This is a genomic window from Reyranella sp., from assembly GCF_965229815.1.
Taxonomy (GTDB): Bacteria; Pseudomonadota; Alphaproteobacteria; order Reyranellales; family Reyranellaceae; genus Reyranella.
Map to the genome: position 1 here is coordinate 24,293 of NZ_CBDDJN010000008.1, position 15,472 is coordinate 39,764.

Below are 15,472 nucleotides of genomic sequence, written 5' to 3' on the forward strand. Positions count from 1 at the left end.
TCCCGGTCCGCTCATGCTCCTGCGGACCTGGAGGTCCGCGCTCCGCTAGTAGCCGAGGTTCGGCCGCAGCCACTTCTCCGCCTGCTCGATCGGCACGCCGCGCCGCCGCGCATAGTCCTCGACCTGATCGCGGTCGATGCGGGCGACGCCGAAATACTGCGCCTCGGGATGGGCGAAGTAGTATCCCGACACCGCCGCCGTCGGCAGCATGGCGAAGCTCTCGGTGAGGCTGATGCCGGCGTTCTGGCCCGCGTTGAGCAGCCGGAACAGTTCGGGCTTCTGGCTGTGGTCGGGGCAGGCGGGATATCCCGGCGCCGGCCGGATGCCGCGATACTTCTCGCGCACCAGCTCGTCGTTGCCCAGGGCCTCGTCGGGCGCGTAGCCCCACAGCGTCTTGCGCACGCGCTCGTGCAGGCGCTCGGCGAAGGCCTCGGCCAGACGGTCGGCCAGCGCCTTCAGCAGGATGTCGGAATAGTCGTCGTGATCGGCCTTGAAGCGGGCGAGATGGGCCTCGATGCCGTGGCCTGCCGTCACGGCGAAGCCGCCGATCCAGTCGGCCTTCGGCGAGATGAAGTCGGCCAGGCACATGTTGGCGCGCGGGGCACGCTTCTCGATCTGCTGGCGCAGGAAGTACAGCCGCGACACTTCCTTGGCATGGGTGTCGTCCTCGAACAGCACCACGTCGTCGCCGTCGCGCCGGCACGGCCAGAAGGCGACAACGCCCTTGGCGGTCAGCCACTTCTCGCGCACGATGAGCTCGAGCATCTTGCGCGCGTCGGCGTAGAGCTTGCGTGCGCTTTCGCCGACGATCTTGTCCTCGAGGATCGCCGGATAGTTGCCGGCCAGCTCCCAGGCACGAAAGAACGGCGTCCAGTCGATGCGCTCGACCAGCTCGTGCAGCGGATACTCGGCGAACACCCGGGTGCCGGCGATGGCCGGCCTGGGCGGCGTGTAGGCCGCCCAGTCGATCTTGAAGGCGTTGGCGCGAGCGGCCTGCAGCGTGATCAGCTTTTCCTTGGGGCCGCCGGCGCGCTCGATCCGGATCGCTTCGTACTCGCTGGCGACCTTGGCGGCGAAATCGGCCGCCTGGGCGCCCGACTCCGAGACCAGGGCGGTGCACACGCCGACCGCGCGCGAGGCGTCGAGCACATGCACGGTCGTGCCCTTGTAGCGCGGCGCAATCCGAAGCGCGGTGTGGACCTTGGACGTCGTGGCGCCGCCGATCAGCAGCGGCAGGTGGAAGCCCTGGCGCGTCATCTCCTCGGCCACCGTCACCATCTCGTCGAGCGACGGCGTGATCAACCCCGACAGGCCGATGATGTCGGCCTTGTTGTCGTTGGCCGACTTGAGGATCTCCTGGAACGGCACCATGACGCCAAGATCGATGACCTCGAAGTTGTTGCACTGCAGGACCACGCCGACGATGTTCTTGCCGATGTCGTGGACGTCGCCCTTGACCGTCGCCATGACGATCTTGCCCTTGGGCCGCGACGTCGCGGTCTTCTCCGCCTCGATGTAGGGCAGCAGGTGGGCGACCGCCTTCTTCATGACGCGGGCGCTCTTGACGACCTGCGGCAGGAACATCTTGCCGGCGCCGAAGAGATCGCCGACCACGTTCATGCCGGCCATCAGCGGGCCCTCGATGACCTCGATCGGCCGCGCGATCTGCTGGCGCGCCTCCTCGGTGTCGGCGACCACGAACTGGTCCATGCCCTTGACCAGCGCGTGCTCCAGCCGCTTCTCGACCGGCCAGCTGCGCCATTCGGCGTCCTGCGTCTCGGTGACCTCGCCGGTGCCCTTGTACTTGGGGGCGAGTTCGAGCAGCCGTTCCGTGGCGTCGGGGTTGCGGTTGAGGATGACGTCCTCGCAGGCGTCGCGCAGTTCCTGCGGGATCTGGTCGTAGACCTCGAGCTGGCCGGCATTGACGATGCCCATGTCCATGCCGGCCTGGATCGCGTGGTACAGGAACACCGAGTGCATGGCCTTGCGCACCGGCTCGTTGCCGCGGAAGGCGAAGCTGAGGTTGCTGACGCCGCCCGAGATCTTGACGTCGAGGCAGCGCGCCTTGATCTCGCGCGTCGCCTCGATGAAGTCGACGCCGTAGTTGTTGTGCTCCTCGATGCCGGTGGCGACGGCGAAGATGTTGGGATCGAAGATGATGTCCTCGGCCGGGAAGCCGACCTGGTTCACCAGGATGTCGTAGGCGCGGCAGCAGATCTCGACCTTGCGCTGCCTGGTATCGGCCTGGCCCTTCTCGTCGAAGGCCATCACCACGACGGCGGCGCCGTAGCGCCGCACCTTGCGGGCCTGGGCGATGAAGGGCTCGACGCCCTCCTTCATGGAGATCGAGTTCACGATCGGCTTGCCGGCGACGCACTTCAATCCGGCCTCGATGACGCTCCACTTGGAGCTGTCGATCATGATCGGCACGCGGGCGATGTCGGGCTCGGCGGCGATCAGCTTCAGGAACGTGTCCATCGCCAGTTCGGCATCGAGCAGGCCTTCGTCCATGTTGACGTCGATGATCTGCGCACCGCTCTCGACCTGCTGGCGGGCGACCTCGATGGCGGCGCCATAGTCGCCTTCCAGGATCAGCTTCTTGAACCTCGCCGATCCGGTGACGTTGGTGCGCTCGCCGATGTTGATGAAGGTGGCACGCTGGGCCGTGGCGCCCTCGCTGGTGGGTTCGTCACTCATCAGAAGAAACTCGCCGCCTCCATGCCGGACAGTCGGAGCGCCGGGGGCAGGGCATGCCACTGCCGCGGCTTCACGCCCTTGACCGCCTCGGCGATCGCCTTGATGTGGGCCGGCGTCGTGCCGCAGCAGCCGCCGACCATGTTGAGCCAGCCGTTGTCGGCCCAGCCCCGGACCAGCCGGGCCGTCATCTCCGGCGGCTCGTCGTAGGCCCCGAGCTCGTTGGGCAGGCCGGCGTTGGGATAGACGCAGACCATGCCGTCGACCTGGGGGTTGAGCGCGTTGACGTAGGGGTGCAGCTCGGTCGCGCCGAAGCTGCAGTTCAGTCCCATGGTCAGCGGCTTCGCATGCCGCACCGAGTGCCAGAAGGCCTCGACGGTCTGCCCCGAGAGGTTGCGGCCGGCGAGATCGGTCAGGGTCATGGAGACCATGACCGGCAGCTCCTCGCCCCGTGCCTCGGCCGCCTCGTCGGCGGCGACCAGCGCGGCCTTGGCGTTCAGCGTGTCGAACACCGTCTCGATCAGGACGAAGTCGACGCCGCCGTCCAGCAGCCCGTCGATCTGCTCGCGGTAGATGCCCTTCATCTCGTCGAAGGTAACGGCGCGGAAGCCGGGATCGTTGACGTTGGGCGACACCGAGAGGGTCTTGTTGGTGGGCCCGAGCGCGCCCACGACGAAGCGCGGCTTGGCGGGATCGCGGGCGGTGGCCTCGTCGGCGCAGGCCCGCGTCAGGCGGGCGGCCGCCAGGTTGATCTCGCGCGCCATGCCGGGAATGCCGTAGTCGCCGAGGCTGATCGCGTTGGCGTTGAAGGTGTTGGTCGCCAGGATGTCGGCACCGGCGTCGATATAGGCCTTGCAGATCTCGCCCACGACGTCGGGTCGCGTCAGGTTCAGGAGATCGTTGTTGCCCTTCTGGTCGCTCGCGAAGTCGCGCCCGCCGCGATAGCCCGCCTCGTCCAGCCGGTAGGTCTGGATCATGGAGCCATACGGGCCATCCTTCACCAGGATGCGCTCGCCGGCGATCTCGCGCAGCTGCCGGGCCTTCTCCGCCCTTGTCCGCCCTGAGCTCTGTCGAAGGGTCATTGGGGGCGCACTCCCAGCAGATGGCAGATCGCGAAGGTCAGGTCGGCGCGGTTCAGCGTATAGAAGTGGAACTGGTCGATCCCCTCGTCGCGCAGACGGCGGCACAGGTCGCCGGCGACGGTCGCGGCGATCAGGCGCCGCGTCTCGGCGTCGTCGTTCAGCCCCTCGAACAGGCTGGCCAGCCAGGCCGGCACCTTGGATCCGCACAGGCCGGCCATCTTGGTGATGCCCTGGAAGTTGGTCACCGGCATGATCCCCGGGACGATCGGAACGTGGATGCCGGCCGCCGTGGCGAGGTCGCGGAAGCGCAGGAAGTCGTCGGCCTCGAAGAAGAACTGGGTGATGCAGCGGTCGGCGCCGGCATCCACCTTGCGCTTGAGGTTCTCGATGTCGGCGCGGACATCGGTCGAATCCGGGTGCTTCTCCGGGTAGCCGGCGGCGCTGATCTGGAAGTCGCCGATCTTCTTCAGGCCGGCGATCAGGGCGGCGGCGTTGGCGTAGCCGCCGGGGTGCGGACTGTACTTGCCGCCCATGCCGGTCGGCGGATCGCCGCGCAGCGCCACGATGTGGCGGATGCCGGCATCCCAGTAGGCGCGCGCAATCTCGTCGATCTCGGCCTGCGTGGCGCCGACGCAGGTGAGATGGGCGGCGGGGTCGATGCCCGTCTCCTTCTTCAGGCGGACCACGGTCTCGTGCGTGCGCTGGCGGGTCGAGCCGCCAGCGCCGTAGGTCACCGAGAAGAAGGCGGGCCTGAGCGGCGCGAGGCGCGTCACCGTCTCCCAGAGCGTCCGCTCGGCCGCCTCGGTCTTGGGCGGCGAGAACTCGAAGGAGACCTGCAGCCGCTGCGGCGCGCGCGCCGGGAACTCGGCAGCCGTGCTGCTGTAGGGGCCGCCCAGCGGGCCGGTGTCGGGACTCATCGGGGAACTCCTTGGACGGGAGAGGGGACGTGGCGCACGGCGCGCGCCGGCGCCTCGCGCTCGCCGCGCCAGATGCCGGTCATCAGGCGGCGGCCGGGAAAGTGGATCGGCTCGAGCGGGCTCAGCCCCGCGCTCCTCAGCCAGCCCTGGACCTGGTTGTCGGCGAAGCCGAGATGGACATGGGCATGCTCGCGCTTCAGCTCGACGAGATCGTGCGGCGAGAAGTCGACCACCAGCACGACGCCGCCCGGCCGCACCACGCGCGCCGCCTCGCTCAGCGCCGCCGCCGGATCGTCGGCATAGTGCAGCACGTGGTGGATGGTGACGACGTCGAAGGCGTCGGCCTCGAAGGGCAGGGCGTACATGTCGCCCTGCCGGATCTCGACATTGTCGATGGCCGCGCGCGCGAGGTTGGCGCGGGCCAGCGCCAGCATCTCGCGCGACTGGTCGACGCCGACGGCCTGCTCGACCCGGGGCGCCAGCACCTCGAGCAGCCGGCCGGTGCCGGTGCCGATGTCGAGCAGGCGCCGGGCGCCGGCGGGAAGATGATGGACCAGCGCGCGCTCGATCTCGCGGTCGGCGACGTGCAGCGCGCGCAGCTCGTCCCAGCGCTGGGCATTGTCGCGGAAGAAGCGGACGGCGGCCGTCTGGCGGCGCTGCTGCAGGGCGTCGAGGCGGGCCCGGTCGGCGGCGATCCGCACATGCTTGGGATCGAGCCGGCGCACGAATTCGTGCACCAGCGCGGCATCGTCGCCGCCGGTGACCAGGCGGAAACGGGTGAACTGGGCCTCGCGGAAGCGCTCGAGCAGGCCGGCCTCGACGAGGAGCTTCAGATGCCGCGACACGCGCGGCTGGCTCTGCCCCAGCACGTGCACGTAGTCGCTGACCGTCAGGTCCTCGCGCGCCGCCAGCGCCAGGATGCGCAGCCGCGTGTCCTCGGCGGCGGCGCGCAACAGGGTGAGCAAGTGGTCCACAAGATGAATAATATAAGTATATCTTTATGTATGGCAATATGAATCTTCGGTGTTCAGGACACGTGCGAAAAATCCGATACAAACCTCCCCGGCGTATGCACTTCAAACCACCGTCGCCGTATGCAACACTCTCTGTAGGGGGACGGCCGGCGCGCCGTTTCGGATGTTCCGGCCCGGAATTGCCCGGGCTCGGGGGATGGACCCGGGGTAGACATAGATGTTGGGAAGCGTGTCCAAGTCGATGACGGCTGGCGCCCGGCGCGCGGTCGCCGCGGCGGCCCTGGCCGCTGGGTTGCTCGGAGGATGCGCGTCCGGCGACACCGGCGCCGCGGAGGTCTGGGACCCCATCGAGACTCCGAACCGCTTCATCTTCTCGATCAACCGCGCCGTCGACATCATGGCCATCCGGCCGATCGCGGTGCTGTACCGCGACTGGGTGCCGGAGAAGGCGCAGAAGAGCGTCCGCAACCTGCTCGACAATCTCGGCGAGCCCGTGACGGCCATCAACGAGGTCTTCCAGGGCGATCCCAGCCGTGCCGCGACGACGATGGCGCGCTTCCTGGTCAACAGCACGATCGGCGTCGCCGGCCTGTTCGATGTCGCGGCCTCGTTCGGCCTGGAGCGCACCAAGGAAGATGCCGGCCAGACGATCGGCCTGTGGGCGGGCAAGGGCGTCGAACCGGAGAATGGCGGCTTCTACCTCGTCCTGCCGCTGATCGGCCCGTCGAACGCCCGCGACGCCACCGGCCTCATGATCGACTATGCGATCGACCCGTTCCAGATCCTGCCCATCGCCTTCAACTGGGACTGGTTCTACTACACGGGCCCGCGCTATGCGCTGAACGTGATCGACTACCGGTCGCGCACGATCTTCGCGCTCGACGATCTCGAGAAGAACAGTGTCGACTACTATGCCGCGCTGCGCTCCGCCTACACGCAGAACCGCGCCGAGCTTATTCGCGCCAAGCGTGACAAAACCGACACCAAGGCCGAGTTGGAGCGCCGCGACAACCTTGCCCTGATGCGGTAAGAAACCGGCGGAAAATTCCGTCGTTGGACTTCCAGCCCTCGAAGCCAGTCAAGGAGCGAATCGTGCCGCTGCACGCATCCCGCCGCGTCGTTCTTCGTCTTGCCGCAGCTGCCGCCGCGTTCGGCACGACCCTGCCGGCGATCGCCCAGCAGTCGCCGGGCCAGCTCATCCAGGCGACCGCCGACGAAGTGATCCAGATCATCAAGTCGACGACGCCCGGTCCGGCGCGCCAGGCCGCCATCCAGCGCGTCCTGCAGACGCGCTTCGACCTGCCCTACATGGCGCAGGTCGCGCTCGGCACGCACTGGGCCCGGACCACGCCCGACCAGCGGGCGCGTTTCATCAGGGCGACCGAGACCGCCGAGGCCCGCGCCTACAGCGACCGCTTCGGCAAGTACGGCGGCGAGACGCTGACCGTGGGCAAGACGGTGAACCGTCCCAACGGCGTCGCGATCGTCGAGAGTCAAATCGACCAGAGCAACGGCCGGCCGATCAAGCTCGACTGGGAGGTCCGCCAGACCGCCAGCGGCCTGCGCATCACCGACGTGAAGATCGAGGGCGTGAGCATGGTCATGACTCGACGTTCCGATTTCAATTCCTACATCCAGAGGAACGGCGGCAGCGTGCAGCCCCTGATCGACGAGCTGGAGTCGCGCGCCCGCTGAATTGCGCCGGTGTGCCGCCGGGCGTAGACTTTCCGGCGGGAGGCGTATCATCGGCCCGCCATGTCATCGAATGGTCCGGGTGGAGGAGAGCGCCATATGGACAGCGCCGTTTTGAAGAACCAGGCGGAGCCGCGCTCCGTCGACCCGGTATGGGCCAAGATCCGTGAGGCTGCGCAGGTTGCGTCTGCCGCCGAGCCCGTCCTGGCCGGAACGCTCCATGCCACGGTCCTCAGCCAGTCGCGTTTCGAAGGCGCGCTGAGCTATCACCTCGCCCGGCTGGCGAGCACGACCGAGGTGCCGGCCGCCCTGATCCGCCAGATCTTCGACGAGGCTCTGAACGCCGACCCGTCGATCGGGCTGGCGGCGCGGGCCGACGTCGTGGCCGTGGTCGAGCGCGATCCGGCCTGCACATCGCACCTCGATCCGCTTCTCTGGTTCAAGGGCTTCCACGCGCTGCAGACCTCGCGCGTCGCCCATTGGCTGTGGCTGCAGGGCCGCCAGGCGCTCGCCCACTTCCTGCAGAGCCGCGCCAGCTCGCTGTTCGCCGTCGACATCCATCCCGGGGCCCGCCTGGGCAAGGGCATCTTCATCGATCACGGCACGGGCGTGGTGATCGGCGAGACCGCCGTCGTCGACGACGGCGTGTCGATGCTGCACGGCGTCACCCTGGGCGGCACGGGCAAGGAGCGCGGCGACCGCCATCCCAAGGTGCGGCGCGGCGTGCTGCTGGGCGCCGGCGCCAAGGTGCTGGGCAACATCGAGATCGGCGCCTGCGCCAAGATCGCCGCCGGCAGCGTGGTCCTGGAACCCGTGCCCGCCGGCTGCACCGCCGCCGGCGTGCCGGCGCGCATCATCGGCTGCGTCGACGTGCCCGAACCGGCGCTCGAGATGGACCAGCGGATCTGACGCGGCGGCGTCACCCGCCGCCCGGCCTCACTGGGCGGCGAGGTGCAGCGCCTTGATCGACTTCAGGAGCTTGCGCAGGTTTTCCTTGTGGTCGGCGTCGAGCGGCTTGTTGTTGTCCGTCTCGTCCTGGAGCGACAGCTCGGCCTCTTCCAGCCGGCGGATGAAGTTGATCGCCTCCGCCGACTTCAGTTTGTCGCCCCCCGACACGAGCTGGTAGATCGTGAGGTAGAGCGACCCCAGGCTGCGGTTCTGCAGTTCCGGCGTCAGCGGGAACTTGCTCTTGAACATGCTGTCCATGGCCGCCTTCGCCTGGCCGACCGTCTTGGCATTGCGCAGCCCGTACTCCATCTCGTCGAGGCGGTTGGTGATCTCGAACTTGTGGGTGGCCAGCATCTCGCGGTTCTTCATCTCGACTTCGTGCTGGTGCTGGATGTTCTGCAGCAGCGCCGCACCGCCCGTCAGGACCACCGAGGACAGCAGCCACATGCCGAGCGTGCTGTTGAAGAAGTCGAAGAGCCTTTTGCCGAAGCCAGGCGAGGGCGGGTCCGGCGGTGGCGGTGGCGGGGCGGGGGGCGGCGGGTTGTCTGCATCCAGGCGCTTGCGGATCTCGTAGCGGAGCTGCTCTTCCGCCTCGATATGCCTACGCTGCTCGTCGGTCAGCATGTCCCCTCAACGGCCGCGGGACGTCGCCAGGCTGGTCGCCCGCGCGCGCCGCAGCTTCCCCCAAAGCCGCACAGAGCCTGTGCTATTGCCCAAACGAACGGCTGCCTGCAAGAGGCGGTTGCCGCGCCCCTCGTGCCGCCGGCGGCGGTCAGGGGCCCTTGAAGTCCGCCGGCTGGCGGATCGGCCAGACTTTCGACATCAGCCAGGAGACCAGCAGTCCGACCAGGCAGCCGAACAGCACCTCGGCCACCTTGTGCAGCCCGTGCTCGATGCCGGTCAGCCGCGAATGGGTGCTGAGGCCGGCGGCGATGACGATGGCGGCGGTGATCGGCGCCTGGCGCCACATCGTCTGGATGTGGATGACGTAGGACGACAGCAGCACGGTGACGGCCAGCGCCAGCGGCAGCATCCATTCCGCCGGGCCGCCGACGATCAGGAAAGTGAGCCCGACGGCGCAGCCGACCAGCACGTTGATCAGCCGGCTGCGGAACATGCGCGCCGCCTCGTTCACCTGGGGATCGGAGGCGGCGACCATCGAGGCGATCGCCCAGATCGGGTTGGTGTCGGCGATGTGGGCCAGCGCGTACCAGACGATGATGGTCGCGATGAAGACGTTGACCGCGAAGCGGATGCCGAGGATGTCGCGGGGCGGCTTGGGCGGCCAGGTGAACGGCAGCTTCATGCGCGCCCCGACCGGCTCCTAGCGGACCAGCGGCTTGTACTTGATGCGGTGCGGCTGGTCGGCGTCGGTGCCCAGCCGGCGGTGCTTGTCGGCCTCGTAGTCCTGGTAGTTGCCCTCGAACCATTCGACGTGGCTGTCGCCTTCGAAGGCCAGCATGTGGGTGGCGATACGGTCGAGGAACCAGCGATCGTGGCTGATGATGACGGCGCAGCCGGCGAAGTCGGCCAGCGCCTCCTCGAGCGCGCGCAGCGTGTCGACGTCGAGGTCGTTGGTCGGCTCGTCGAGCAGCAGCACGTTGGCGCCGCTCTTCAGCATCTTGGCGAGGTTGACGCGGTTGCGCTCGCCGCCCGAGAGCTGGCCGACCTTCTTCTGCTGGTCGGCGCCCTTGAAGTTGAACGAGCCGCAATAGGCGCGGCTCGAGACCTCGCGGTTGCCGAGCTTGATGATGTCGAGGCCGCCCGACAGCTCCTCCCACACCGTCTTGTTGGGATCGAGCGTCTCGCGGCTCTGGTCGACATAGCCCAGCTTGACCGTCGGCCCGACCGAGAAGGTGCCGGAATCGGGCGTGTCCTGGCCCGTGATCATCTTGAACAGCGTGGTCTTGCCCGCACCGTTGGGCCCGATCACGCCGACGATGCCGCCCGGCGGCAGGTTGAAGGACAGGTTGTCGATCAGCAGCCGATCGCCGAAACCCTTGGAGATGCCCTCGGCCGTGATGACGTGATCGCCCAGGCGCGGGCCCGGCGGGATCACGATCTGCGCCGTGTCGAGCGTCGCCTTCTGCTCCTCCTCGACCATCTGGTTGTAGGCGGCGATGCGCGCCTTGCTCTTGGTGCGCCGTGCCTGCGGGCTCTGGCCCATCCATTCCAGTTCGCGCTGAAGGGTGCGCCGGCGGGTGTCCGCAGCCTTCTCCTCCAGCGCCAGCCGCTTGTCCTTCTGCTTCAGCCAGGACGTGTAGTTGCCTTCCCACGGGATGCCGGCGCCGCGGTCGAGCTCGAGGATCCAGCCGGCGACGTTGTCGAGGAAGTAGCGGTCGTGGGTGACCGCCACCACGGTGCCGGGGAACTCGCCGAGATGGCGCTCCAGCCAGGCCACCGACTCGGCGTCGAGATGGTTGGTCGGCTCGTCGAGCAGCAGCATGTCGGGCTTGCTGAGCAGCAGGCGGCAGAGCGCCACGCGGCGCCGCTCGCCGCCCGACAGCTTCTCGACGTCGGCATCGCTCGGGGGGCAGCGCAGCGCGTCCATGGCGATCTCGACGGTGCGGCCGAGGTCCCAGCCGTTGCCGGCGTCGATCTTCTCCTGAAGCTCGGCCTGCTCGGCGATCAGCTTGTCCATGTCGGCGTCGGGGTCGGAGAAGGCGTTCGACACTTCCTCGAAGCGGGCCAGCATCTGCGCCATCTCGCCGGCGCCGTCCATGACGTTGCCCAGCACGTCCTTCTTGGGGTCGAGCTTGGGCTCCTGCTCGAGCATGCCCACCTTGGCGCCCTCGGCCGCCCAGGCCTCGCCGGTGAAGTTGTCGTCCTGGCCCGACATGACCCGCAGCAGGGTCGACTTGCCGGCGCCGTTCAGGCCCAGCACGCCGATCTTGGCGCCGGGCAGGAACGACAGCCAGATGTCCTTCAGGACCTGCTTGCCGCCCGGATAGGTCTTGTTCAGACCCTTCATGACATAGATGTACTGGTACGCGGCCATTGGCAGCTCCGGTCGGACGGGAGAAACGGGGTTCGGGCGCGCTTGTAGCGGCCCTGACGCTCGGGTTCAATGCGCCCGGGAGAACGCTCACGCATGCTGACGGAATCGTCCGTCCTCGCCCTGTCGCTGGCCTATCTCGGGCTCCTGTTCGCCGTCGCCTATTTCGGCGACCGCTACGCGCGCGACTGGTCGGCCCGGCCGGTGGCCCCGGCGGTCTATGGCCTGTCGCTGGCGATCTACTGCACCTCCTGGACTTTCTACGGGGCCGTCGGGCGGACCGCGACGGCCGGCATCGACTTCATCCTGATCTACACCGGGCCGGCGCTGGTCGTGGTCGCGGGCTATCCGATGCTGCGCAAGATGGTGCGCCTGGCCAAGCAGCACAACGTCACCTCGATCGCCGACTTTCTGGCCTCGCGCTACGGCAAGAGCCGTGCGGTCGGCGTCACGGCCACCCTGTTCGCCACGCTGGGCGTGCTGCCCTACGTCGCGCTGCAGCTCCAGGCCGTGTCGTCGACGTTCCGGACCATCGCCGCGCCGGCGCCGACGCCCGGCAGCGTCGCCGGCGTCGTGCACACCGACACCTCGCTGATCGTCGCCGCCCTGATGGCGGTGTTCACCATCCTGTTCGGCGTGCGCCACGTCCAGGCATCGGAGCAGCATCGCGGCGTCATGCTGGCGATCGCCTTCGAATCGGTGGTCAAGCTGCTGGCGCTGCTCGCGGTCGGGCCGTTCGTCCTGTTCGTGCTGTTCGACGGGCCGGCCGACCTGCTGGCCCGCGTCGAGGCCGCGCCTGCGGTCGCGGAGCGCATCTTCCGCGAGGGCTCGCCGCTCACCTGGATCGTCACGACATTGCTGTCGGGCATGGCCTTCCTCTGCCTGCCGCGGCAGTTCCATGTCGCCGTGGTCGAGCACGGCCATCCCGCGAGCCTCGGCACGGCCCGCTGGCTGTTTCCCGTCTACCTGATCCTGATCAACCTGTTCGTCGTGCCGATCGCGGCGGCCGGCCTGCTGCTGCTCGGCCCCCAGACAAGCCCCGACCTCTACGTGCTGCAGCTGCCGCTGGCCAACGGCGTCAGCTGGCTGTCCGCCTTCGTCTTCATCGGCGGCCTGTCGGCGGCGACGTCGATGGTCATCGTGGCCTGCATGGCGCTGTCGGGGATGATCGGCAACGAGCTGGTCATGCCCTACCTGCTGCGTCGCCAGGGCCGCTGGGGGGCGGGCGTGCCGCGCGACATGGGCCCGCTGGTCGTGTTCGTCCGCCGCGCCGCGGTCGTCCTGATCCTGATGGCGGGCTACGCCTACGAACGCATCATCTCGGGCTACCTGCCGCTGGCCTCGATGGGCCTGATCAGCTTCTGCGCCGTCGCCAACTTCGCGCCCGGCCTGGTGCTCGGCCTCTACTGGCGGCGGGCCCATCGCTACGGCGTCGTGGCCGGCCTCGCCGGCGGCTTCGTGGTCTGGCTCTACGCGCTCCTGATGCCGAGCCTGCGCCAGGGCACCGCCGAGGGCCAGATCGCGCCGTTGCAGTCCTACCTGCCGGCGCCGCTGGCCGAGCTCGACCCGGTGGGGCAAGGGTTCGTGGTCGGCATCATCGTCAATGCGCTGCTGCTGGTCGGCGTGTCGCTGCTGGTGCGCGCCCGCGGCGCCGATGCCGAGCAGGCCGACGCTTTCGTGCTGGGCCCCGACGCGCGGGGCGAGGGCGCCGAGCCGCCCCGCCGGCCGGCGCCGGCCGACGCGGCCCGCATCGACGAGCTGCGCGAGCTGCTGTCGCGCTTCGTCGGCGCCGACCGTGCCGGCCGCGCCCTGGCGGACGAGGGGCTCTCGATCGAGAGCGCGCTCATCCGCACCGAGCGCCTCTTGTCGGGCACGCTGGGCGCGGCCTCGGCCCGGCTCATCGTCGCCGCCTACGGTCGGCGCGGCCGCCTCCTGCCGCCCAGCGCGCGGGCGATCATCGACGAGGCCTCGGAGGCGATCCGCTACAACTACGAGATCCTGCGCAACACGCTCGACCATGTCGGCATGGGCATCGCCGCCTTCGATCGCGACGGCCGGCTGGAGATCTTCAACGACCGGTTCACCACGCTCCTGTCGCTCGACGACGAGGCGGTCGCGGTCGGGGCGTCGCCGGCCGACTGCGGCGCCACACCCGACGTCGCGGCCCTCCTGCGCCGGCCCGGCATGCCGCAGACGCACGAGATCGCCACACGCGAAGGCCGCGTGATCGAGCTCAGGCTCGACCCGCTGCCGGGCGGGGGCTTCGTCGCCTCGTGCAACGACGTGACGGCGCGCGTGCGAACGGCCGAGGCGCTGCGCGAGAGCGACCGCCAGTTGCGCCAGTCGACGGAGACGCTGGAGCTGCGCGTCGTCGCGCGCACGGCCGAGCTCGAGGCGAGCCGCGCCGAGGCCGAGGCCGCCAACCTCGGCAAGACACGCTTCATCGCCGCCGCCAGCCACGACCTGCTGCAGCCTCTGCACGCTGCCCGGCTGTTCACCGCGGCGCTGACCGACCGCGACCCGCGCAACGACCTGGTCGGCAAGGTCGACGCCAGCCTGGGGGCCGTCGAATCGCTGCTCGACGCGCTCCTCGACATCTCCAAGCTCGATGCCGGCGCCTTCAAGCCCGAGCCCCGGCCGTTCGCGCTGCAGCCGCTGCTGGAATCGCTGGCCACAGCCTTCGCGCCCGTGGCGGCCCGCCGCGGGGTCGAGCTGGTCGTCGTGCCGACCCGGGCCTTCGTGTCGACCGATCCCGCCTTCCTGCGCCGCATCCTCCAGAACCTCCTGTCCAATGCCCTGCGCTACGGCGCCGTCGAGGGGCGGCCGCCGCGGGTCCTGCTGGGCTGCCGCCGCTTGCGCGACGGGCTGCGCATCGAGGTGCGGGACAACGGGCCGGGAATCGCCGCCGACAAGCAGGCCATCATCTTCGACGAGTTCGTGCGCCTGCAGCCGGAGGACGAGGCGCCGCGCGAGGAGCGCGGCCTGGGTCTCGGCCTGGCGATCGTCGAGCGCATCGCGCGCATGCTCGACCTGCCGGTCGGCCTGTCGTCGGCGCCGGGCCGGGGCTCGACCTTCTCGGTCACGGTCGCGCGCGCACCGGCCGTCGTCGCGGCCGCGCCGGCGGCGCCCGCGCCGCAGCCGGCCGCCTCGATCGAATCGGGCCGCTTCGTGCTCTGCATCGACAACGAGGTCCGGGTACGCGAGGCGATGGCCACGCTGCTGGCCGGCTGGGGCTGCCGGGTGGCGACGGCGGCGTCCCAGGCCGATGCGCTGGCGCAGATCGCGGCCGCCGGGCGGCTGCCCGACCTCGTCCTGGCCGACCTGCATCTCGACGATGGTCCCGACGGGCTGGAGGTCGTGGACGCACTGCGGAGGACCTGGAACCGCACGGTGCCGGCGGCCCTGATCACGGCCGACCGCGATCCCACACTTCGCCTGCGGGCGCGCGCCCAGCGGGTCGAGCTGATGCACAAGCCGGTGAAGCCGGCCGCGCTCCGCGCCCTGCTGCGGCTGCGCGACCGCGTCAGGTCGGAGGAAGAGCCAGTCCCCGCGCTTCGATGACGGCCTGGGTGCGCGAGCGGACGCCGAGCTTGCGCAGGATCACCGTGACATGGGCCTTCACCGTCGCCTCGCCGACGCCCAGCTTGAAGGCGATCTGCTTGTTCTGGTCGCCCTGGACCATGAGCGCCAGCACCCGCCACTGTTGCGGCGTCAGCTGACTGGCCCGCTGGGGAAAGCTATCGGCAAGCGCCTCCTCGGGCGGGTCGAAGACTTCGCCGTCGAGGACGGCGCTCACGATCCGGACGATCTCCTCGAGCGCGGCGGACTTGTCGATGTAGGCGGAGGCGCCGAACTCGTAGGCGCGCCGCACGACCGTCGCCTCGCGCGCCGCCGAAACGACGATGATCGGCACGATGGGATGCTGCGAGCGCAGCAGGGCCACGCCGGTCAGCCCGTCCATCCCGGGCATGTCGAGGTCGAGCAGCAGTGCATCCGTCTCGGGTTCCCGCTCAAGCGCCGCCTCGACCTGCGGCAGGGCCGCGGCCGTGGCGATGCGGGCGCCGGGGAAGGCCTGGGCGAGGGCCGACGCCAGCGCCTCTCGCACCATCGGATGGTCGTCGGCTACGAGAAAGGCGGGCGTCTCCACCATGGCGCGAGCTTGAGCCGCGC

At 69.3% G+C, this 15,472-nt stretch carries 10 protein-coding genes and 1 pseudogene; 4 read left to right on the top strand and 7 right to left on the bottom strand.

The window, feature by feature from the left end; translation table 11 throughout:
* Positions 1 to 45: 45 nt before the first annotated feature.
* From metH to ACO073_RS27700, 3 genes and pseudogenes are all read right to left on the bottom strand, one after another.
* Positions 46 to 3,776: pseudogene (gene metH, locus ACO073_RS27690) on the bottom strand (methionine synthase).
* Positions 3,773 to 4,693, bottom strand: a complete 921-nt coding sequence (metF, locus tag ACO073_RS27695; RefSeq protein WP_422002300.1) for a methylenetetrahydrofolate reductase [NAD(P)H] — start codon at positions 4,691 to 4,693, stop codon at positions 3,773 to 3,775. Before metF ends, metH begins: the two are co-directional and overlap by 4 nt.
* Positions 4,690 to 5,667 carry an ArsR/SmtB family transcription factor gene (locus tag ACO073_RS27700; RefSeq protein ID WP_422002301.1) on the bottom strand — a complete coding sequence of 326 codons (978 nt, stop codon included), beginning with the start codon at positions 5,665 to 5,667 and terminating at the stop codon, positions 4,690 to 4,692. Before ACO073_RS27700 ends, metF begins: the two co-directional genes overlap by 4 nt.
* Positions 5,668 to 5,896: 229 nt before the next feature.
* Here ACO073_RS27700 and ACO073_RS27705 point away from each other — a divergent pair, with 229 nt between their 5' ends.
* The 3 genes from ACO073_RS27705 to cysE all read left to right on the top strand — a co-directional run bounded on the left by ACO073_RS27705 (position 5,897) and on the right by cysE (position 8,268).
* Positions 5,897 to 6,697: an MlaA family lipoprotein gene (locus tag ACO073_RS27705; protein ID WP_422002303.1), complete on the top strand. Its 801-nt coding sequence runs from the start codon at positions 5,897 to 5,899 to the stop codon at positions 6,695 to 6,697.
* Between the two features lie 62 nt (positions 6,698 to 6,759).
* Positions 6,760 to 7,362, top strand: coding sequence for an MlaC/ttg2D family ABC transporter substrate-binding protein (locus tag ACO073_RS27710; protein WP_422002305.1), 603 nt, complete (start codon positions 6,760 to 6,762; stop codon positions 7,360 to 7,362).
* A 96-nt stretch (positions 7,363 to 7,458) separates the two neighbouring features.
* A complete protein-coding gene (gene cysE / locus ACO073_RS27715) occupies positions 7,459 to 8,268 on the top strand; it encodes a serine O-acetyltransferase (protein ID WP_422002307.1) in 810 nt (269 codons plus the stop codon).
* 27 nt (positions 8,269 to 8,295) lie between these two features.
* Here the strand turns inward: cysE and ACO073_RS27720 are convergent, their stop codons facing one another.
* The 3 genes from ACO073_RS27720 to ettA all read right to left on the bottom strand — a co-directional run bounded on the left by ACO073_RS27720 (position 8,296) and on the right by ettA (position 11,305).
* Positions 8,296 to 8,931 (bottom strand): hypothetical protein, encoded by a 636-nt coding sequence (locus tag ACO073_RS27720; RefSeq protein WP_422002309.1) that lies wholly within the window; start codon positions 8,929 to 8,931, stop codon positions 8,296 to 8,298.
* Positions 8,932 to 9,079: 148 nt separating this feature from the next.
* Positions 9,080 to 9,613, bottom strand: coding sequence for an FUSC family protein (locus tag ACO073_RS27725; protein ID WP_422002311.1), 534 nt, complete (start codon positions 9,611 to 9,613; stop codon positions 9,080 to 9,082).
* Between the two features lie 18 nt (positions 9,614 to 9,631).
* The gene (ettA, locus tag ACO073_RS27730) at positions 9,632 to 11,305 is read right to left on the bottom strand and encodes an energy-dependent translational throttle protein EttA (protein WP_422002313.1); all 1,674 of its coding nucleotides are present in this window, start codon (positions 11,303 to 11,305) and stop codon (positions 9,632 to 9,634) included.
* 93 nt (positions 11,306 to 11,398) lie between these two features.
* Between ettA and ACO073_RS27735 the strand changes: the two genes are divergently transcribed.
* A complete protein-coding gene (locus tag ACO073_RS27735) occupies positions 11,399 to 14,863 on the top strand; it encodes a NahK/ErcS family hybrid sensor histidine kinase/response regulator (RefSeq protein WP_422002314.1) in 3,465 nt (1,154 codons plus the stop codon).
* Here ACO073_RS27735 and ACO073_RS27740 read toward each other — a convergent pair.
* On the bottom strand, positions 14,826 to 15,452 hold the full coding sequence (locus tag ACO073_RS27740) for a response regulator transcription factor (RefSeq protein WP_422002316.1): 627 nt from the start codon (positions 15,450 to 15,452) through the stop codon (positions 14,826 to 14,828). The genes ACO073_RS27735 and ACO073_RS27740 overlap by 38 nt on opposite strands.
* Between the last annotated feature and the right edge of the window lie 20 nt (positions 15,453 to 15,472).